This is a genomic window from Loktanella salsilacus (assembly GCF_024206795.1).
GTDB lineage: Bacteria > Pseudomonadota > Alphaproteobacteria > Rhodobacterales > Rhodobacteraceae > Loktanella > Loktanella salsilacus.
In genome coordinates, this window is sequence record NZ_CP072994.1 from 85001 (window position 1) to 104602 (window position 19602).

Annotated in this window: 16 protein-coding genes, 1 tRNA gene and 2 rRNA genes (1 of these 19 running past the window's edge); 9 read left to right on the plus strand and 10 right to left on the minus strand. The window is 57.6% G+C overall.

All coding sequences use genetic code 11. The annotated features are described in order from the left end of the window. From KBW81_RS00400 to KBW81_RS00410, 3 genes are all read left to right on the plus strand, one after another. A 23S ribosomal RNA gene (locus KBW81_RS00400) occupies window positions 1–1393 on the plus strand; it begins 1448 nt to the left of the window's first position. Window positions 1394–1546: 153 nt separating this feature from the next. Further along, window positions 1547–1661, plus strand: a 5S ribosomal RNA gene (rrf, locus tag KBW81_RS00405). Window positions 1662–1745: 84 nt separating this feature from the next. Continuing rightward, window positions 1746–1822, plus strand: a tRNA-Met gene (locus KBW81_RS00410). A gap of 503 nt (window positions 1823–2325) precedes the next feature. Here KBW81_RS00410 and KBW81_RS00415 read toward each other — a convergent pair. From KBW81_RS00415 to KBW81_RS00425, 3 genes are all read right to left on the minus strand, one after another. Continuing rightward, window positions 2326–2907, minus strand: coding sequence for a hypothetical protein (locus KBW81_RS00415; RefSeq protein ID WP_254247974.1), 582 nt, complete (start codon window positions 2905–2907; stop codon window positions 2326–2328). Further along, window positions 2904–3200 (minus strand): hypothetical protein, encoded by a 297-nt coding sequence (locus KBW81_RS00420; protein ID WP_090190568.1) that lies wholly within the window; start codon window positions 3198–3200, stop codon window positions 2904–2906. The genes KBW81_RS00415 and KBW81_RS00420 overlap by 4 nt, the downstream gene beginning before the upstream one ends. Before the next feature lie 974 nt (window positions 3201–4174). After that, window positions 4175–5119 carry a sugar kinase gene (locus KBW81_RS00425; protein WP_254247975.1) on the minus strand — a complete coding sequence of 315 codons (945 nt, stop codon included), beginning with the start codon at window positions 5117–5119 and terminating at the stop codon, window positions 4175–4177. A gap of 161 nt (window positions 5120–5280) precedes the next feature. Between KBW81_RS00425 and KBW81_RS00430 the strand changes: the two genes are divergently transcribed. Continuing rightward, window positions 5281–5592, plus strand: coding sequence for a cupin domain-containing protein (locus KBW81_RS00430; RefSeq protein WP_090190571.1), 312 nt, complete (start codon window positions 5281–5283; stop codon window positions 5590–5592). 51 nt (window positions 5593–5643) lie between these two features. Here KBW81_RS00430 and KBW81_RS00435 read toward each other — a convergent pair whose 3' ends face one another. From KBW81_RS00435 to KBW81_RS00460, 6 genes are all read right to left on the minus strand, one after another. Next, complete coding sequence (locus KBW81_RS00435; protein WP_090190573.1) at window positions 5644–6387, minus strand: SDR family NAD(P)-dependent oxidoreductase; 744 nt, start codon at window positions 6385–6387, stop codon at window positions 5644–5646. A 24-nt stretch (window positions 6388–6411) separates the two neighbouring features. Beyond that, window positions 6412–8745 (minus strand): DUF4962 domain-containing protein, encoded by a 2334-nt coding sequence (locus KBW81_RS00440; protein WP_254247976.1) that lies wholly within the window; start codon window positions 8743–8745, stop codon window positions 6412–6414. An 81-nt stretch (window positions 8746–8826) separates the two neighbouring features. Further along, window positions 8827–10392, minus strand: coding sequence for a type 2 periplasmic-binding domain-containing protein (locus KBW81_RS00445; RefSeq protein ID WP_254247977.1), 1566 nt, complete (start codon window positions 10390–10392; stop codon window positions 8827–8829). Window positions 10393–10421: 29 nt separating this feature from the next. Continuing rightward, window positions 10422–11303 carry a carbohydrate ABC transporter permease gene (locus KBW81_RS00450; protein ID WP_254247978.1) on the minus strand — a complete coding sequence of 294 codons (882 nt, stop codon included), beginning with the start codon at window positions 11301–11303 and terminating at the stop codon, window positions 10422–10424. Between the two features lie 12 nt (window positions 11304–11315). Then, window positions 11316–12311, minus strand: a complete 996-nt coding sequence (locus KBW81_RS00455; RefSeq protein ID WP_090190578.1) for an ABC transporter permease — start codon at window positions 12309–12311, stop codon at window positions 11316–11318. Continuing rightward, window positions 12308–13411, minus strand: coding sequence for an ABC transporter ATP-binding protein (locus KBW81_RS00460; protein ID WP_254247979.1), 1104 nt, complete (start codon window positions 13409–13411; stop codon window positions 12308–12310). Before KBW81_RS00460 ends, KBW81_RS00455 begins: the two co-directional genes overlap by 4 nt. A gap of 347 nt (window positions 13412–13758) precedes the next feature. On the opposite strand from KBW81_RS00460, the gene KBW81_RS00465 reads away from it, so the two are divergent. From KBW81_RS00465 to KBW81_RS00485, 5 genes are all read left to right on the plus strand, one after another. Beyond that, window positions 13759–15126 (plus strand): MATE family efflux transporter, encoded by a 1368-nt coding sequence (locus KBW81_RS00465; RefSeq protein ID WP_254247980.1) that lies wholly within the window; start codon window positions 13759–13761, stop codon window positions 15124–15126. 95 nt (window positions 15127–15221) lie between these two features. After that, complete coding sequence (locus KBW81_RS00470) at window positions 15222–16667, plus strand: ATP-binding protein (protein WP_254247981.1); 1446 nt, start codon at window positions 15222–15224, stop codon at window positions 16665–16667. After that, on the plus strand, window positions 16664–17338 hold the full coding sequence (locus KBW81_RS00475) for a response regulator (protein WP_090190583.1): 675 nt from the start codon (window positions 16664–16666) through the stop codon (window positions 17336–17338). The genes KBW81_RS00470 and KBW81_RS00475 overlap by 4 nt, the downstream gene beginning before the upstream one ends. A gap of 172 nt (window positions 17339–17510) precedes the next feature. Next, the gene (locus KBW81_RS00480; RefSeq protein ID WP_254247982.1) at window positions 17511–17774 is read left to right on the plus strand and encodes a hypothetical protein; all 264 of its coding nucleotides are present in this window, start codon (window positions 17511–17513) and stop codon (window positions 17772–17774) included. Between the two features lie 54 nt (window positions 17775–17828). Beyond that, the gene (locus KBW81_RS00485; RefSeq protein ID WP_254247983.1) at window positions 17829–18959 is read left to right on the plus strand and encodes a patatin-like phospholipase family protein; all 1131 of its coding nucleotides are present in this window, start codon (window positions 17829–17831) and stop codon (window positions 18957–18959) included. Window positions 18960–18999: 40 nt separating this feature from the next. Here the strand turns inward: KBW81_RS00485 and KBW81_RS00490 are convergent, their stop codons facing one another. After that, entirely contained in the window at window positions 19000–19563 is a 564-nt protein-coding gene (locus KBW81_RS00490) for a carboxymuconolactone decarboxylase family protein (RefSeq protein WP_090190587.1), read from the minus strand. Between the last annotated feature and the right edge of the window lie 39 nt (window positions 19564–19602).

Consider the following 19602-nt stretch of genomic DNA (forward strand, 5'->3'; position numbering starts at 1 on the left):
GAAAGGCGTAGTCGATGGGAACCAGGTTAATATTCCTGGGCCGTGGAGTGGTGACGGATCTGAGACGTAGTTCATCCTTATCGGATTGAATGGGCTGCTAACAGGTTCCTGGAAATAGCCCTCCTTTAAGATCGTACCCTAAACCGACACAGGTGGACTGGTAGAGAATACCAAGGCGCTTGAGAGAACCACATTTAAGGAACTCGGCAAAATACCTCCGTAAGTTCGCGAGAAGGAGGCCCGTTCAGAACGCAAGTTTTGGGCGGGGGCACAAACCAGGGGGTGGCGACTGTTTACTAAAAACACAGGGCTCTGCGAAGTCGTAAGACGACGTATAGGGTCTGACGCCTGCCCGGTGCCTGAAGGTTAAAAGGAGGAGTGCAAGCTCCGAATTGAAGCCCAGGTAAACGGCGGCCGTAACTATAACGGTCCTAAGGTAGCGAAATTCCTTGTCGGGTAAGTTCCGACCTGCACGAATGGCGTAACGACTTCCCCGCTGTCTCAAATGTGGACTCAGCGAAATTGAATTGCCTGTCAAGATGCAGGCTACCCGCGGTTAGACGGAAAGACCCCATGCACCTTTACTACAACTTTACATTGGCATCAGGTACAGCATGCGCAGGATAGGTGGTAGGCTTTGAAGCCGGGACTCTGGTCTCGGTGGAGCCTCCCTTGAGATACCACCCTTGCTCTGCTTGATGTCTAACCGCGGTCCGTTATCCGGATCCGGGACCCTGTATGGTGGGTAGTTTGACTGGGGCGGTCGCCTCCCAAATTGTAACGGAGGCGCGCGAAGGTTGGCTCAGAGCGGTCGGAAATCGCTCGTTGAGTGCAATGGCAGAAGCCAGCCTGACTGCAAGACTGACAAGTCGAGCAGAGACGAAAGTCGGCCATAGTGATCCGGTGGTCCCGAGTGGAAGGGCCATCGCTCAACGGATAAAAGGTACGCTGGGGATAACAGGCTGATGGTGCCCAAGAGTCCATATCGACGGCACCGTTTGGCACCTCGATGTCGGCTCATCTCATCCTGGGGCTGGAGCAGGTCCCAAGGGTACGGCTGTTCGCCGTTTAAAGAGGTACGTGAGCTGGGTTTAGAACGTCGTGAGACAGTTCGGTCCCTATCTTCCGTGGGTGTAGGATACTTGAGAGGAGTTGCCCCTAGTACGAGAGGACCGGGGTGAACGATCCACTGGTGGACCTGTTGTCGTGCCAACGGCAGTGCAGGGTAGCTATGATCGGACAGGATAACCGCTGAAGGCATCTAAGCGGGAAGCCCCCCTCAAAACAAGGTATCCCTGAGGACCGAGGTAGACCACCTCGTCGATAGGCCAGAGATGTAAGCGCAGCAATGTGTTCAGTTGACTGGTACTAATGGTCCAATAGGCTTGATTTGATCCAGTAGAAGCAAGACTTCCACTGACCAAATCAAAATACATACACACCACAACATCAGTTGTGCTGACTTGAACGACGGTTTGCGTGAAAACGCAGGCCGCTGATGTGAAAACGCGGGGGATAAAATCCCCCGCGGTCTGTGTTTTTTTGGTGTGGTGATCATAGCGTGAGCAAAACACCCGATCCCATCCCGAACTCGGCAGTTAAGTGCCACCGCGCTGATGGTACTGCGTCTTAAGACGTGGGAGAGTAAGTCATTGCCACACCTAATAAACACAGACACGTATCTCTCAACGATATAAAACAAACAAATACAGCGACATATGGACAAAAATAACGTCCAATAATGGCGCGGGATGGAGCAGCCCGGTAGCTCGTCAGGCTCATAACCTGAAGGTCGTAGGTTCAAATCCTACTCCCGCAACCAAATATACCCAGCAGTAACAACAAGATACACGCCACCTTCGGGTGGCTTTTTGCGTTCGTGTTGCTGGTGTGGAAGCAGAGTGGAAGCGCGCAGAGCGACCTCGTAGGTGTGGCCAACCGGACACGCGAGCAGGACGGCCAGATCCGCCCGGTAACACGGATCTGCGAGTCTCCTACATAGGCCGGATTGTGCAAGTCACGACGCATTCGAAGGCAGCAGCGTATTCTTATATCTGCATAAATTGAATTTTGAGTAAATCTAAGAAGTCCGGGGATCTGACAATCTCAAGGCCCTACTTTCGGATCAATGACCGAAAGCGCGGAGCGGATGGTTTGATCTCCAAAATCGAAAAGTTGCGATGAATATCGGCTGGGCGGACAAGCTTAACAACGCTTGTGTCGGTAACTACGAGAAGCCAATAACAAATGGCGCGAGTCTGACATCAACAACTTCGTAGTGCTGGCGACGCGCTTCTTTTGTTGAGCGACTAATTTCTGTGGGACCTATTCGCTCACGGTTTCAAATCTGCGCAACACCTTAAAGGCAAGCATCAGTATTAGCATACAGGCAAACAATCCAGAAACATCACCGACGAGATATCCAGCGGACGTTGAAGCGGCTTGCTGGAAGGCTAGCAACATGCCGCCGGTATTGATGACGGATGCGATACAACCAGCAATCAGGATGTCTCGCCAGTTCGCACGGGTGCCTGAGGTGATGCGAAAATCCATACCAGCGCGTGCCAGTGCCCAAAATGTAACAACGGCACAGACGACACCTGACATCAGTCCGATGATCTGAAGCGGTGTGAACCCGGACAAGCCGAAGTTGAGCCAGTGGGTAAATGCTGCGGCCGGTAGCAGGAGAGGGATCGCCTTCCACCCCATCAGCCAAGCTGATAGCACCCGAACCCCATGAGGTAGGAACAGGAGGCTTGCATAGGCTGCCATCTCAGGGGTGTATTGCTGTTGCCACGGCAAAAGCACATCCATCGAGAGGCTAAAAGCCGCTAAATATGCGATAGATATAAGAGCGAACGCGATAAGTAGGCTGCCAAGATTTCGACCGGATTCTGAAATGGTCACGTCAACTTCTTTGATAATGAATAGGTTGATCGCTTTTTTTCATTGCTATGGACAAGATAGCCGGCATCTACGACGTCCTTCATAGCTCGGAAGAAGCTACTGCGTGGCACGCCAGCAAGCAATGCGTGCTTGCGGATTTCGTCCGTCTCAACGGTTGTGCCATTGGTCTCGGACAAGATGGTAGCGGCATAGACAATGTCCTTTTGAATCGACCCTAAATCATCGATCCCAAGATCTCGCTCCATCCCGAGGAGCAGCTCTTTAAGATGAGCGATTGAAGCGAGCCTTTTCATAGCAACCTTTCTACGCGACGACTAATTTGGTCAAACCCGTCAGGTCTCCAACGATAGGAATTGACATCCGTGAGAGCAAGTCTCAAATTGAGACTGCATTAGCAGAAAAAACTTATTTTATAGAACCAACGCCCCGCGAGCTTACGCCCGCGGGGCGTAATTTTTTTAGCCTATCAGGTGGCTCTTCCAGTGGCGAGTATTGACAGCATCTCATGCGGAAAGAAGTTGACCACGGCGATCACGTCCTCGCCATCCCTGCCATACTGGTTCTGCACAAAAATAATGTTTTCGTTGGATCAGATCCAAGCGTCCGCTTTCTCGATCATGTCGAAGCCGACGGCGTGCTGTCCCACGAATTTGTAGCGAGGGATGTCGGGCCCGCCAGGCAATGGCACCATCCGGAAAGAAATTGGGGCTCGGCGGCCTCCTGGTTCCAAACCCGTGCCGTCGTTGACGGTTTTTGAATGTCTCTGAATAGCTGGCAATCGCTGCGAAGCTGCAATCTTGCTACGTGGGCTCGGACCGGACGTTTGCTTCGCTGCACACCGATGTCAGCTTTGCAAAAATGGTATTGTCACTGACAGTTCGCAGCGACGTCAAAGACGCTCGACTGACAATCACTTGGGTACGCAGACAGCAGCGTCTTGAGCCTAACAACATGGGCGTCTTCGCTTGCAATGCGGTCAGCCGCTGTCGGAAAACCTGTTTCAAGGATTTGCTGAACTGCCTCAGCGCTCGCTGCAAGCGGACCCGATCGGCCATAAGAACGACGCGTTCTCGATTGGGTCCTTAACTAGATCAAAAGCCGCCTGATGGCCTGATTGGTTTTGGTGATCTTGCGCTCGTTCGCTTATCGATCCTTTCGGTCCGATCCGGACATGCAAGTATCGCATTTGATGGAACAACAAATCGAAACCAGCCCAAGCGCGCTATGATGCCGGGAGTAGGTCGTAGTTTATGGCCTATCGAGGGACTTAGATGTCCTTGAGCTGAACCAATGCGCCCTTGGCTGCGATGACTTGTGCTGCGATACGGGAGGCCGCCAAAATGCGGTCTTCCATAGAGAGCGCCTTATCTAGCCCGGCAAAGAAACCGGCGTTAAAGCTGTCTCCGGCAGAGGTCGTGTCTACGATTTTGCTGACAGGGGGCGGGGTGACGGTCGTGGTTTCGCCTGCGTGTGCGTAAAGGATATCGCCGCCGCCGTTTTTGACCACCACTGTGGTGGCCCCGGCGTTGCGATAGCGGTCCAGCGTGTCTTGAATGGTGGCGTCGCCAAAATGTGCGGCTTCGTCGTCGAAGGACGGCAGGACGATATCGCAGGCCTGTGCGAAGCGCATAATCGTTTCGGTCATCTGTTTGTCGTTGGCCCATAGACGGGGTCGCAGGTTGGAATCGAAGGCGACGGTCTTGCCGTGTCGGCGCGCGGATTGGACGGCGTCTAGCAGGGCGTCGCGGCCGGCGGGGTCAAGGATCGCAACGGTGATGCCCGACAGATAGATCAGATCGGTCGATCCCATGGCCTGCGCTAAGGCTTGGCTATCGCTGGCCAGCTGCTTTGCCGCGGATTGGGACCGCCAATAGGAAAAGCTGCGCTCTCCATCATTTAACGAAATCATGTAAAGGCCGACGGTGCTGTTGGCAGAGCGGGCGACGTGGGCGATGTCGATGCCAGCGTCCGTCATCTTTGTCAGCATAGCATCAGACACCGCGTCGGTGCCGACTTTGGTGAAATATTGCGTCGTGATGTCAGGCCGCAGGGCGCGCATGTACCACGCCGTGTTGAAGGTATCGCCGGCAAAACCCATCTGAAACGCGCCCGGTGCGTCGCCGGGAGCCATTTCGACCATACATTCGCCGATCGATAAAAAACGCAGCGCGGTTGCCGGGGCGGTGGGGGATAAGAACGGGGAGGAGGTCATGTTGCGGCCTTCAGGTGTTAGACTAGTATACCATTGCAACCAGGCGATATGATTGCAAGATTAACGATAATTCTTGCCCCTCACTTTCAGCGCCAGATCGTGGATCTGCAAGGCGCATATAGGTGCGGGCAAGGGCGGGCATATCACAGGAGGCAAATGATATGAGTGAATTTCCGGTCGTCAGCACAGGCGAGCATGTCACGCGGCAAGTGCTAGCAGATCACCCCGATCTGATGGTTGTCGCCTTTCGGTTCGGTGCGACGGGGGCAGAGGGCGCGCTGCATAATCATCCGCATGTGCAATCGACGTTCGTCAAAGAGGGTCGCTTTCGCTTTACGGTGGACGGCGAAGTGACCGAAGTCGGACCTGGCGATAGCTTTGTCGTGGCGTCAAATGTCGTGCATGGCTGTGTCTGTCTGGAGCCGGGGTTGCTGGTGGATTGCTTTACGCCGCGGCGCGACGACTTTTTGTAAGCACGAAAAAGGCGGGCCAGTGATTGGCCCGCCTTTGCATTGTCACCGCGCTTAGCTGAACAGCATGCCGCCGTTGATGTCGACGTTTGCGCCCGTGATGAACGCGCTGTCGTCGCAAGCCAAGAACAGCACCAGATTGGCGATATCGACGGGCAGGCCCTGACGTTTCACCGGGGATGCGTTTTCGACAAAGGTGCGAACCTCTGGCTTGGTGTGGACGTTGTGGAAGTCCGTGTCGATCATACCGGGGCAAAGAGCGTTGACGCGGATATTCGGGCCAAGCTCTTTCGCCAAGCCGCGTGTCATGGTCATGACAGCGCCTTTGGACGTCGCATAAGCAACCGAACCGGGGCCACCGCCGTCACGGCCAGCTTGGCTGGCAAGGTTGACGATCGTGCCGGTTGTCATGTGCTCTAGGCACGCCTTAACCATCAGGAACGTGCTGGTCAGGTTCAGGTCCATGACCGCGTTCCAATGCTCCAATGACATCTCGGAGATTTTCTTGCGTGCGATCAGGCCGCCGGTGTTGTTCACCAGAATGTCGACGCTGCCGAAATCTGCGACAGCTTTGCCGACCAGTGCATCGACGCCTTCTTGGGTGTTCAGATCACCCTGCAGCGCGAACGCCTTGCCGCCAGCGGCGGTGATTTCAGCCACGGCGCTGTCTGCACCTTCGCTGCTGGAAAAGTAGTTGATGGCGACGTTTGCGCCTTCTTCTGCCAGACGAATTGCGCAAGCGCGGCCAATGTCGCGGCCGCCACCTGTGATGATCGCTGTTTTGCCTTGAAGTTTCATGTGTCTTCCTTCCAGTTTATTTTATCAGGCCGGCGTTGTGCCGACATCGAATGTCTTGGGGACGATGACGCGGAAAGAGCGGTCGTCGGCATCGGTGAAGTACAGGTCGCAGTCGTAGCCTTGATCATCCAAAAAGCTGAAGATCCGGCGCGGTGCGGCTGTGGGATAGGGCACCAGCAAGGTTGCGATGCGGTGACGAATAGCTTTCGGGAATGTCGCCTTCAGACAGGTGCTGACGGGCAGCCCCTCGATCTCTGATGGGTCGACATCGGGAAAGCCGGTTTGCTGGGTCAGGGTCGGCACGCCGGCCTCTGACCACAGGAACTGGCCGTAAAAGCCAGCATTCTCGCCAGTGTAGCGGAATGTTGTGTCGCCCAATGTCATGGGCGCGTTCGCGTGCAGCAGGAAATTGACCTCGACCGGTTCATCGGCGTCGATGGAATCGACGATGACGAAGTATTCGTTATTCACGAAATAGACGTCGCGCAGCACAGAGGTGATTTCAGGCGACAGCGTTTGATAGGCCGCTGTGGCATCGCCCTGCATGTAGATGTGATCGCCGCGATCTTCGGCGATGTTGATCTTGCCTGTGGACTGCATCGCAAGCGACTTGTCCTTGCCCGCATACTGACCCTTATCGTTGATCAGGATCGCGTTCTTGGACACCGTTTGGCGACGCCAGTTCTGGTGCATGGTGCTGTTAAAGGCGACGTAATAGCCGGACTGGATCGCAAGATCCTCGCCAAACCCTGCCAGACAAAAGGCGTTCTGATCGCCGTGGCTGTGACTGATCGAGCCATAGGGCGAGGATTTCATCACGAACTGGATGTGGTTTTCCGGGTCTTGCATCCGGTGCTGGATCGCGACCCAGCCGATGCCTTTGAACCAACGGAACTGGTCGTCATCCGCAGGGGGGACGGCATCAATAATCGGGAAATCAGTGCGGTAGGCAAGCTCGTCAAAGTTAAAGTCCCACCAGCCCCAGTTATAGAACATCTGTTCTGTGCCGGGATTGGTGCGTTTAATTTCGTCGTAGTACCACTGATAGGCCCCGTTGCCGGTGACGCCGGCGTATTGGCGCAGGTTATAGCCGATCTTTACCGCGGGCAGATCGCCCATGGTGCTGTCGTCGCCAAAGGTGGCGCGGCGGGTGTCGGGGGCTTTGGTATAGAGCGGGAAATCACCGGTGCGCTGAAAGAACGGGCGGTCATACAGGTTGATGCCAGTATAGCTTTTCAGCAGGTTCGCCGCGTCGATCAGATAGGCCATGCCGGTCATCCAATAGTGCGGACCTTCGGCCCAGCCGCCGTCTTTGTCGCCCCAAGGCGAATAGACGGTGAACAGGAATTCGATGGAATAGTTCAGCCAGCCCTCTGCCTCTGGTGCGTCGTCCAGCAGGGCGATTGATGCGGGGATCAGCACGGCAGACACGGCGCGCACGGCGTGGCTGTCAAAGGGGAACAGATGAATGTTCGCGTGCTTGATGATGTGGTCTGCGGTTTCGCGGGTGCGCGCCAGCAGGGCGGTGCGGACGGTTGTGCGCTCTTCTTCGGTCAGCTGGTCGAAAAGCCAGTCATAGCCCCATGCGAGGGCCACGTTCACGCGGAACGCCCATTCGTCAGTATAGCTGCGCGAGGTTGTGCCCGCAGGATTCCACGCGGCGGCGGACAGCAGCCAGTCTTTGGCGCGGGCCAGCATATCGGCGTCGCGGGTGACTTGGCCGCCGATGGCCAGATGGCGGATCGCGTAAAGCAGCTCTTGGCAGTCGATATAGGTCTGACGCCAGATCGGCGCGGTGCGCTTGTGATCCGGATAGCCAGCTGGTTCGGGCATGATGTCCCGGTCCATCCACGGCAGGACGGATTTTTCAAAGAAGGTGGACCATGTGCAATGGTCTGCGTCGGCCGCGATATCGCTGCGGAATTGATCCAGCCGGTCTGGCGTCAGCCACAGGCGCGGGTGGCTGCGGTCTGCGGTGGCAAAGCGGGTCTTGCGGCTGGCAAGGGGCGTTTCGGGCAAACCGTCTGCGACGGTAAAGCTGCGATCGCTGCTCCATGCGGTGACGGGTTGGCCAGCGTCGTCGCAGACGGCGTAGGACCAGACGTAGTTGCCAGCGGGCAGCACGGTATCAGGCGTGAAAAAGTTCAGCGCGATGCCGGAAAATGTGTGGGTCGATTTGGCAGGATAGGACGGGTCGGTCGACATACGCAGCACGTAGTGCGCCTCGTCCTCGATCACCGGAAGCCATGTGAAACGCGGCGGGTTTTCAGCCACGGCAAAGCCGTCAGCTGGCCCGTATTGAATGGTCAGACGTCCAGTCTTGGGCTCGTCCAGCATGGGAGTTGTGCGAGGAGGCATCGGAGTGCTTTCTGATCGGATCAAAGGAGAGGGGTGAGGTGCGGCCACCTAGGCGGCCGCACCTCTGCTCGGGAGGAACTGTTACTGGTACTGACGCGCGTAGGCGGCGTTCATGACTTCGATGACCTGTGGGTATCCCATCTTGTCGAGGGTCGCGGCGTAGTCATCCCACTCGGTCTGCACGTCGCCTGCGCCAAGGATCCAAGCCTGCTGGCGTTCCAGCATGTAGGTGCGGATGGACGGCCAGTACTTGTCAAAGGTGGCCTGCTCTTCTTGGTTGAACGCGACGCCCAGGAATTGCGGAATCAGCAGATCGTTGGCTTCGTACAGTGCGATGCCTTCCAGTGCTTCTGGGGATGTCCACTGCAGCTCGTAGCGGTAGTCCTGAAAGAAGCCGCGCTGGATTTGTGCGCCTTCCAGATACATCTGGCTGTTCACGGCGACGTCGCTGCTGAGCACTTCTGGCTTAAAGGTTGGCTCACCGTCGACCATATCCCATGTCTTACCTTCAACGCCGAAGTTCGCCAGATTGCGGCCTTCTTCGGTGAAGTAGAAGTCGAAGTATTTGATCGTCTCGACGGGGTGCTCGTTCATGTAGCTGATCGCCCAGCCATCGGGTTTGATCGGGATGCGGCGATGCTCTTCCATGCGCACGCCGGACGTGGATGCGGGCGGCAGGAAGGGGATGAAGTTAAAGCCTTCGACCTTGTCAGCCAGTGCTGCGTTGTAGCCAGAGGTGGACGCGAACCAGTCGTGGGTCGAGCCGCCAAGGTTTTCCGACAGCAGGTAATCGCGCGAGGACGAACCACGGGTAAAGATTTCCGGGTCGATCAGGCCTTCGGCATACCACTGCGCGATATTGGCCAAACCGTCGCGGTAGGCGTCTTGCGCATAGGGGTGCACGATGGCGCCAGCGTCATCGACATAGAAGTCGTGATAGGTGTCAGAGCCGGAAGAGCGGGCGTCGAACAGGGTCAGCAGGCGGTTCACTTCTTCCCACTGGCGCGAGAAGAAGGGGATTTCGTCCTTCTTGCCGTTGCCGTTCGGATCGCCGTCACGGAACGCGACGAGGACGTCGTGGTATTCATCGACAGTCTGCGGCTGTTCCAGACCCAGCACATCCAGCCAATCCTGACGGATGTACCAAGCGCGGGCGAATTCGCCATCGGGCAGGTATGGGATGTAGTAATAGTTGCCGTCGTAGGCAGAGATCGCTTCTTGCAGCTCTGGGTGTTCGTCCCAGAACTTCTGGATGTTGGGCGCGTGTTCTTTGACCAGATCGTTCAGCGGCACAAATGCGCCCTCTGGACCGTATTCGTTCACAGGCTGTTGGATCAGGTGACCGCCGACGATGTCGGGCAGTTTGCCTTGGGCCAGCATCAGGTTCATCGCCTCGGCGCTATCGGTCGAGTTTGCACCGGCCGTTGCGTCCTTAAGAAAGATGTTGGTCATCGCGCGCGCCGCTTCTTCGACCGGATAGATCTTGGACGCATCGCCGCCAACGCCGTAGCCTTGGGCGCGAGGCCAGTGCATGTGGATCGTCAGTTCAAGCGGTTCGTCAACGATTTGCAGGTGGCTTTCTGCGAAGGCGGGCGAAGTCATCGCCGTGGTCATCAGGATCGCCGAAGTCAGTGTAAGATGTCGCATTTGGTTTCCTCCCTAGATGCGGTCGTCAGTTATTCTTTCACCCCTCCCAGAAGGATGCCTTTGTTGAAGTATTTCTGCAGGAACGGGTAGATCAGCAGGATCGGAATGATCGAGCAGACGATGATCGCCGCGCTGACCGTTTCGAACGAGTAGGCCGCGTTGATCAGGGTGCTGGCGAATTCTTCGTCGTCAGACAGTTCCATGATGACGTGGCGCAGATAGACCTGCAGTGGGATTTTGCCTTCGTCCTGCAGCAGGATCATCGCCCAGAAGAACCCGTTCCAGCGTGACACGATGCAGAACAGCGCAACGGTCGCGATCGCCGGTTTCGACAGGGGCATGTAGACCTTCCACAGCACCTGAAATTCATTGGCACCGTCCATCCGGGCTGCTTCTTCGAAAGACTGCGGGATGCCTTCGAAAAAGTTACGCAGCAGGATGATGTTAAAGCCGCTGACCGCAAAGCCGATGATGATGCCGAAATAGCTGTCCAGCAGGTTCAGGTCGCGCATGTTCAGGAAAAACGGGATCATGCCTGCGTGGAACCACATGGTGAAGGCCACCATCAGGTTCCAGAACCGGCGCCCGTAAAGCTGGGGCCGGGACAGGGCGTAGGCACCGGGGATGATGAACGCGAGGCTCATCAGCGTGCCGCCGATGGTGTAGATGAAGGTGTTTTTGTACGAAATCCAGAACATCGGCTCTGACAATACGCGGCTGTAAGCCTCTAGCGTGAAGCCCACTGGCGTCAGAAGCACGTTGCCTGCGCGCGCCTCGAAGCCAGAGCTCATGGACAGGGACGCGATGTAGATGAACGGATACAGGGCCGAGATCGTGAACATGCTAATCAGCACCATGTTCAGGATAACGAAGGCTTTGTCGCCGCGTGAGTAGAGGTTCATTTTAGCCATGATTTCAGTCCCCTACCAAAGCGATGTGCGCGAATAGCGCTTGGACACAGTGTTCGCAGTCATCACGAGGACGAAGGCGACGACGGCGTTGAACAGGCCCGCTGCGGCGGCAAGATCGTACTGTCCGCCCTGCAAACCTTGCCGATAGATGAATGTGTTCACGACATCGGCGGTGGAATACGTGGCCGGCTGGTACAGCAGGATGATCATCTCGAACGACACTTCGAGCATGTTGCCGATGCGGATAATCAACATGATGATGATCGTCGGCATGATCGACGGCACGGTGATCTTCCACATCATCTGCCAGCGCGAAGCGCCGTCGACGACCGCGCTTTCATACAGCGTTGGCGACACGCCAGCGATGGCGGCCAGATAGACGATGGATTGGAAACCGGCCTCTTGCCAGATTGTGGTGCCGACGAAAATCGGGCGGAACCATTCGGCCTTGGTCAGGAAGTAGATCGGATCAACGCCGAACCATTCCAGAATGGTGTTCACGATACCGGCAGAGGGCGAAAACGCCGTGATGACGATACCGGCGATGATCACCGAAGAGATGAAGTGCGGCAGATAGACGATGGTCTGCGCGGTCTTCTTGAAGGTCTGGTTCAGCACTTCGTTAAACATCAGCGCCAGAAGGATCGGAACGGGAAAGCCGAAGGCGAGGCTAAGAAGACTGATGTAGATCGTGTTTTTCAGCGCGCGAATGAACTGATCGCTGCCGAAAAGAGTGTGAAAATGCTCAAGCCCGATCCAAGGGCTGTTCGCTACGCCGCGGAAAATGCTGTAATCCTTGAACGCGATCTGCAGGCCGTACATTGGCGTGTAAAGGAACACCAAAAGCCAAATGATCGTCGGGGCCAGCAGCAGGTAAAGCTGCCATTCGCGGCGCATGTGATCGCCGACCTTTTGGATGCGGCTCGGGTGGCGGTAACGCAGGGCTTCTTTGGCTTCGGCGACCAGTTTCTCGGTCGATCCGCCAGTATGATCCTCTTGCATGCTCATGCGGCACGCGTCTGGCCGGATAGGGCCAACCCGGTTTTGCCGTCGAAAATCTTGATCAGCTCTGGCGCGACGGTAAAGCCGTTGACCGCATTCAGGCGGTCCAGATTACCAAGCGTTTCGGTGCGGATCACAAAAGGCGCATCGCCAAGCGTCATGTGCAACAGCGCCTCTGACCCGAGTGTTTCCACCAGTTCCAACCCGCAGCGGACAGCGCCGGGCTGATTTTCAGTCACGATGGCAGCGTATTCGGGACGCACGCCGACGATTACTTCGCGGCCAACGGCGTTTTGCAGGTCGGCCAGCGGGGCCAGCGCAAGGGTCTGGTCGCCGAACTGAGCAACCGGACCGGTGTCGCCAGCGGCGATGGTCGCCTTGATCTGGTTCATCGGCGGCGCGCCTAGAAAGCCCGCAACAAAGGCGTTGGCGGGGTTCAGGAACAGTTCCATCGGGGTGCCGATCTGTTCGATGCGGCCGTCGTGCATGACGACGATCTTGTCGGCCAGCGTCATCGCCTCGACCTGGTCGTGGGTCACGTAAATGCTGGTGACGCCAAGGCGTTTGTGCAGGCGCTTAATCTCGGCGCGCATTTGGGTGCGCAGTTTTGCGTCAAGGTTGGACAGCGGTTCGTCGAACAGGAACACTTTGGGGCGGCGCACAATCGCGCGGCCCATGGCGACGCGCTGGCGCTGGCCGCCGGACAGATCGGCGGGGCGGCGTTCCAGATAATCGGTCAGGCCAAGGATGCCACTGACTTCTTTCACCGCGGACGCGATGTGTTCCTTGCTTTCCTTGCGGATTTTTAGGCCAAAGGCGATGTTGTCGGCAACGTTCAAGTGCGGGTAAAGCGCGTAGTTCTGGAACACCATCGCCACGTCGCGATCTTTGGGGGCGGTGCGGTTCATGATGCGCCCGTCGATCGTCAGTTCGCCGCCAGAGATTTCCTCTAGCCCGGCGATCATCCGCAGGGTCGTGGACTTGCCGCAACCCGACGGGCCGACCAGCACCACAAATTCCTTTTCGGCGACATCAAGATCGATCCCATGGACGACCTCGACCGCGCCATACGTTTTCACGATGCCTTTTAACTGCACGCCTGACATGAACTCTCCCCCCACAAAAGCAATCCACGGCGCGACGCACCGCTTCGTCCCTGGCAGCACGAATCCATAAATTCCTACCAGTCCATCTGGTATACTAGTAAACGATCTGGCATACTAGATTTAATTTGAGGGGGGATGGCCGGAATTTACGGTCATCAGCGTCGAGCCGCCGATGTAACTGCTTGTTTTATGGCGGTTAACTTTTGCTGCTCTGCAATGGAAGATTGCGAAAGACCAAATATGAGACCCGAATGCGCGCTGCGGCATAGTTGCGGCTTCGTTAGATTGCACAGGTCATGGTTGTGCTGCGGACGGGTTATTTTAATCGTTTGTAAAGATTGCTGAATATGAGCGAAACCGCCAGCACCGCGCCGATTCCGACCACATGGAACATCTTTCAACTCGCTTGGCCGCTTACGCTGAAGGCGATGATGCTGCATGGCATCGTGGTGACGGATTCGCTGCTGATCGCGGCGCTGGGCGAAGAATCGCTGGCCGCTATGGGGCTAGCCGCGGCCATCGGGACGCTGCTTTTGGGCATCCTGCTCGCGTTTTCCAATGCAACACAGATCCGCGTCGCGGTGGCATTTGGCGCGAACCATCCCGTCGATCTGAAATCCGGGTTCTACTGCGGGCTGGCAATCAACCTCTGCGTCGCCCTCATCGGCATCGTCGGCGTCTGGCTGTTCGCTGGCGGCATCGTGCAATCGCTGGCGCATACCCCGGACATCGCCGCGCAAGCGCAACGCTATTTGGGCGTGTTCATGTTTGTCGTGCTCAGCGAGGCGGTCGGCCAATGCCTGTCAGGGCATTTTGACGGCAGCGGCCAGACCAAAGTGCCGTTCTACAGCTATCTGATCGCGGTGCCCGCGAACGTCGCGTGCAGCGTTGTCCTGATCTATGGCCTGTTTGGCCTGCCGCAAATGGGGCTGACCGGCGCGGCGGTGGGCAGCGCGGTATCGTCGATTTTGCGGGCAGGGTTCTTAGGCGCGGTATTTTACCGCCAGAACCGTTGGTACCGCTATGTTTCGGGGTGGCGGCAGGGATCATTCTGGATCGCGACCAAGCGGCACCTGCTATTTGCGCTGCCGATCGCCGCCACCTTTGGCAGCAGCACCGTCGCGAATAGTGCTGCGGCGCTGATCTATGCCAAGATGAGCGTGAACCAGTTCGCCGCCATGACGCTGATGATGCCGTGGGTGCAGATCGCTGGCACGCTGGGGATTACTTGGGCGCAGGCGACGGGGATTATTGTCGCGCAGTTGCTGGGCAAGGCGTATAGCAGCGCCGCGCTTGATGTCTTTTTGCGGCGCGCGTGGCGGATCGCCTTCGTCGCGGCGGCGCTGGTGTCGGTCACCTATCTGTTCGTGTGTCTTGCCTCTGGCTGGATATATCAAGGCCTGCAGGACGAGACGAAGTTCGCCTTGATGAGCTTTCTGCCCGTCCTTCTGATCTTGCCGTTTCCCAAGGGGTCGAACGCGATTTGTGGCAATACGCTGCGGGCAGGGGGCGACACGATTTATGTCATGAATATCTTTGTCGGCGGGCAGTGGCTGGTCCGCATTCCGCTGACGGCAATCATGATCCTGTATTTCGATTTGTCGGTGACATGGGTGTTCACCCTGCTTCTGGTCGAGGAACTGGTCAAGTTTCCGGCCTTTCACATGCGTCTGTTCAAGGGGAAATGGAAAACCGGACAGGCTGGCGGCGCTTAGGCGCGCCTGCACCAAGGTAACCGTTCCGCTTTATATTTATGCTGATGCAGGACTTGCGTGCATCATTCTTGCATATTTGTGTGAAAGTGGGCGGCATGACCCGAATCCAGTCTTCACTTGCCGTGCGTTTGTTCGTCGCGATTGCCGCAACGGCCGTTGTCGTCGTCGCCATCATGGCGTTGCTTGTCGCGCTGTCGATGCGCGACGGCTTTGCCCGCTATTTGCTGCGTGGAGAGTTGTCGCGCTTTGACGATCTGACCTTGGCTTTGGCGCAAGATTACCCAGCTGCGCCATCTGGCTGGGCCTCTTTGGCGGTAAGCCCCGAAGCGTGGGGCGAATTGGTCCGGCAAAAGGACACGCCGCCCGTGCGGCCGCAGCGCCCTGCTGAAGGTGATCAGCCCGGCGGCCCGCCGCCTGCTGGACCGCCAGGGATGGGCGGGATGTCGATACTAGAACGGCTAATTCTGCTTGGCCCTGCGGGAGAGCGTATCGCAGGCGCCCCCGGTCAGTCCGGCGTCATAGAGCGACGCGCAATTTGCGCTGGTGGTGATTGTGCCAGCGGCGCTGTCCTTGGTTATCTGGCTTTGCGTGCGCCGCTGGCGGATGTCAGCGGCGGCGATCAGTTCTTTTTGCGTGGGCAATATGCCTCGCTGGGCCTTGCGGCGCTGATTGCGATTGCCGTCTCTGCACTGGCGGCGTGGTTTGTGTCGCGTCAGATTTTGATCCCGATCCGGCATCTGGCCGCGGGGGCCAAAACCATGGCCGCTGGCAACTATGCTGCGCGTATTCCGCAGGATCGCACGGACGAGTTGGGGCAGTTAGTTGGCCATTACAACGCGCTGGCCGCGACGCTGGAACAGACGGACAAGGCAGAGCGAGAGTGGATGTCGAACACCAGCCATGAATTGCAGACCCCGCTGGCCACCCTGCGCGCACAGATCGAGGCGGTGCAGGATGGCATCCGCGTTCCGAATGCGCTGACGATGTCGGCCATGCACTCTGCCGTGCTGCGATTGTCGCGGTTGGTGCAGGATATAAAGACGCTGTCCCATGCCCGTGAAGGGGGCATGACCGCCACCATGCGGCCAGAGGATTTGTGCCATATCGTTTTGGACGTCACCGAAGTGGTGAAGCCGCATCTGGCAGATAAAGGCCTGACCTTGTCGCTGGATATGCCAAGCACCGCACCGCTGATCTGCGACCGGATACGGATTGGGCAAGTGATCGACAATTTGATGCAGAATGCGGCGCGCTATACCAATGCACCGGGCACCGTGCGGCTGTGCATTTTCGACGCGGAAACGGCGTTTCACCTGACCGTTGACGACACCCCGCCGGGGCCGGGCCCTGAAGATATTCCGCGCCTGTTCGAGAGGTTCTTTCGCGCTGAATCCTCGCGCTCTCGCGCTTATGGCGGGTCTGGGTTGGGATTGTCGGTGTGCCAAGCCATCGTCGAAAGTCACGGCGGCACGATTTCAGCCAGCCTATCGGAGCTTGGCGGGCTATGTGTTGCAATCGTTCTACCAAAGGCACCCTTATGACGACCCGTATCCTGATCATTGAAGACGAAATCGCGCTGGCCGAGGTCGTGCGCGATTATCTGATCGCCGCTGGCATGCAGGTTGATACCCTTGCCGAAGGGACCGGCGCGGCCGAAGCTGCGCTGACCGGTGCCTATGATTTGCTGGTACTTGACCTGATGCTGCCCGGCGTCGACGGACTTGTCATCTGCCAAGAGGTGCGGCGCAGCAGTGATGTGCCAATCATCATGACGACCGCCAAGGTAGAGGAGATTGACCGCCTTTTGGGGCTGGGCATGGGCGCGGACGATTATCTGTGCAAACCCTATTCGCCGCGCGAACTGGTTGCCCGTGTGCAGGCGATTTTGCGGCGCAGCGCTGGGCGCGTGTCCGGCACGGATGCGCCAAAGGACCGGATCACGATGGATGCGGATCGTTGGAGCGCGACACTGGACGGGCAACCCTTGGACCTGACGCGGCGTGAATTTATGATTGTGCAGTGTCTGACGAACCGCCCGGGCCGCGTGTTTTCCCGCAATGCCTTGCTGGAACATGCCTTTCCCGGTGACACTGATGTCTTCGACCGGACGATCGACAGTCACATTCGCAATATCCGCCGCAAGATTGCAGCGGTCACCCCGAACGATCCGATCCGGTCGGTTTACGGTGTCGGCTATGCCTTTGATGGCTAGAGTCTGACGGCCGGGTTTTGACATCCAGCGGGCGGATCGTTCCAAAAACATCTGTTGGCGTTTTTTCGGGGCCTGCACGCTGGTTGCATATTCGCTTCATCATGGCTCCTTCGCGGTGTGGCAAACAGCTTTTGCACAAGGCGAATAATGCCATCACAGGAGCGATACGATCATGACGCAGCCCCCTCTGAACCCCAAGCGATCAGGCGCATCACAAAAGTTCTATTCGACGGTCGTCCGGTGGCGGCCGTCCTGTATGCTTGCCGCCGCGGCCTTGCTTGCCGCGTTGTTGGCCGTTGATTTGGGTCTGTCGTCTGCCCGCGCAGAGGCTGCGTTATCCGTTCCCGCTGCGATCATGGTTGAAGCCTTGCCGTTGGAAACTGCCAACTCTTGCGGCGAAGCTGCGACAGGGGATGTGTGCAGCTTGCCGCTGTAAGCGCAGCGCGCGCGATCTGCCGTTCCCCTTACAAACCTCAGCTAGGACTTTTGCGTGAATATTTCGAATAAAGCGGCCCCGGTGTTGGGGCGCCGCCGGTTTATGGCTGGCCTTGCGGCAACCGGTCTGACGGCCTGTGCGGGCACGAACGGGCCGACGGTGTCTACGCAATCCATCGATGTGCCGGATCCGCTGGCCGCGTTCCGGTTGCTGGCCAGCGCTGGGCCGGACATCTGGGCGCAGCATTTGCCGACGGCGACTGCGGGTGACGCGCCCTGTACGCTTGCGGTATCTGGCGGCGGCGAAGACGGTGCCTTTGGTGCGGGGGCTTTGGTGGGGTGGTCGCAGACCGGAACACGGCCGAAGTTTGATATCGTCACAGGCGTATCGACCGGGGCTTTGATTGCGCCTTTTGCCTTTTTAGGGACTGAACAAGACGACACGTTGCGCCGCATTTTTACGGAATACGGGGCGAATGACATCATGAAAATGCGCCCGCTGAATGCCGTTTTTAGCGATGCGCTTTATGACACCGCGCCCTTGGCAGACTTAATCGCGCATTTCACGCCGCCAGAGGTGATTGACGCTGTTGCCGTCCGCCATGCTGCTGGGGCACGGATGTTCGTGGTCACATCAGAGCTGGACAGCGCGCGGGCTCATATCTGGAACATGGGCGCGATTGCGCAGGCCGGACGCTATGATTTGTTTCGCGGCGTTATGCGGGCATCGTCCGCGCTGCCGGGCCTGTTTTCGCCAGTTGATTTACAGTTCGAGGTCGGCGGCGTGCGCTATGCGGAATCCCATATGGATGGCGGCATTCATATGCAGTTTTTGGCGATCCCGGAATTTGCGCTGACACAGGTGCATTCAAAGCTTGGCAGGGGCAGCGTCTATGTGTTGATCAACAATACGCTCGATCCTGCGCCAAATATCGTATCGCGATCCGCCCTTGCGATTTCGCAAGCGGCGCTGACGACCAATACGCGTGCGATTGCGGATGCTGCGGTGGATGCGACGACGCTGTTTGCGCATGCAAATGGTCTGTCGCTTTCGGTGGCGGCGGTTAGTCCCGATTCGGGGATTATCTTTGATCCGTCGGATCGTTTTTCGACTGCGTATATGAATGCGATGTATCGCCACGGGTATGATCGGGCTGCCCAGGGCGGCCTTTGGCACGTCATGTGATGACGGCCCGGCGCACAAATAGCGCGCCGGGCCGCAGGTCTTAGCGCTCGGACACAGGGGTCCAGGCGAACTTTTCCATGATCGGATCAACCGGCGTGTTGGCGATGTGGTTGGTGTAGTTGCTCATCACTTTCTGCGCGAGGCCAAGGATGACTTCCAGCACGTGGCGCTGCTCGTATCCTGCGTCGTAAAAGGCCTGCAGCGTTTCGTCGCTGACATTGCCGCGCTCGCGCACCATGGCGAGGGTGAAGGTGCGCAGTGCTTCCAGCTTGGCCGTTGGCAGAGCCGTTTCGTCGCGCAGCGCGTCAGAGATCGCGTCGTCGACTTTCATCATCTTGGCGATGCCGGTGTGGGCGGGCACGCAGTAGTGGCACGCGTGTTCGACGTTGATGGCCTGCCAGACAACGGTCTTTTCGTCGGCGTCAAAGGCGGTTTCTTCTGCGAACAGGCGGTGCAGAACCTGATAGCCTTCGAATGCGGCAGGAGAGCCGGCCAGAACGCTGTGCAGGCCGGGCAGGCGACCAAAGGCAGCTTTGGACTTTTCGATCAGCGGGATGGATTTTTCGGGGGCGTTGGTTTCGTCAAGGCGGTCAAGAGTGGACATGTGAAGCTCCTATCATGCAGCACCGGAGTGTGCCGCTTC

What these genes read in the sequence shown, in the direction of transcription:
- KBW81_RS00455 (WP_090190578.1), bottom strand. Translation starts at nt 12,311, where the DNA reads ATGAGCATGCAAGAGGATCATACTGGCGGATCGACCGAGAAACTGGTC.
- KBW81_RS00450 (WP_254247978.1), bottom strand. Translation starts at nt 11,303, where the DNA reads ATGGCTAAAATGAACCTCTACTCACGCGGCGACAAAGCCTTCGTTATC.
- KBW81_RS00460 (WP_254247979.1), bottom strand. Translation starts at nt 13,411, where the DNA reads ATGTCAGGCGTGCAGTTAAAAGGCATCGTGAAAACGTATGGCGCGGTC.
- KBW81_RS00425 (WP_254247975.1), bottom strand. Translation starts at nt 5,119, where the DNA reads ATGACCTCCTCCCCGTTCTTATCCCCCACCGCCCCGGCAACCGCGCTG.
- KBW81_RS00475 (WP_090190583.1), top strand. Translation starts at nt 16,664, where the DNA reads ATGACGACCCGTATCCTGATCATTGAAGACGAAATCGCGCTGGCCGAG.
- KBW81_RS00435 (WP_090190573.1), bottom strand. Translation starts at nt 6,387, where the DNA reads ATGAAACTTCAAGGCAAAACAGCGATCATCACAGGTGGCGGCCGCGAC.
- KBW81_RS00470 (WP_254247981.1), top strand. Translation starts at nt 15,222, where the DNA reads ATGACCCGAATCCAGTCTTCACTTGCCGTGCGTTTGTTCGTCGCGATT.
- KBW81_RS00420 (WP_090190568.1), bottom strand. Translation starts at nt 3,200, where the DNA reads ATGAAAAGGCTCGCTTCAATCGCTCATCTTAAAGAGCTGCTCCTCGGG.
- KBW81_RS00430 (WP_090190571.1), top strand. Translation starts at nt 5,281, where the DNA reads ATGAGTGAATTTCCGGTCGTCAGCACAGGCGAGCATGTCACGCGGCAA.
- KBW81_RS00445 (WP_254247977.1), bottom strand. Translation starts at nt 10,392, where the DNA reads ATGCGACATCTTACACTGACTTCGGCGATCCTGATGACCACGGCGATG.
- KBW81_RS00440 (WP_254247976.1), bottom strand. Translation starts at nt 8,745, where the DNA reads ATGCCTCCTCGCACAACTCCCATGCTGGACGAGCCCAAGACTGGACGT.
- KBW81_RS00465 (WP_254247980.1), top strand. Translation starts at nt 13,759, where the DNA reads ATGAGCGAAACCGCCAGCACCGCGCCGATTCCGACCACATGGAACATC.
- KBW81_RS00480 (WP_254247982.1), top strand. Translation starts at nt 17,511, where the DNA reads ATGACGCAGCCCCCTCTGAACCCCAAGCGATCAGGCGCATCACAAAAG.
- KBW81_RS00490 (WP_090190587.1), bottom strand. Translation starts at nt 19,563, where the DNA reads ATGTCCACTCTTGACCGCCTTGACGAAACCAACGCCCCCGAAAAATCC.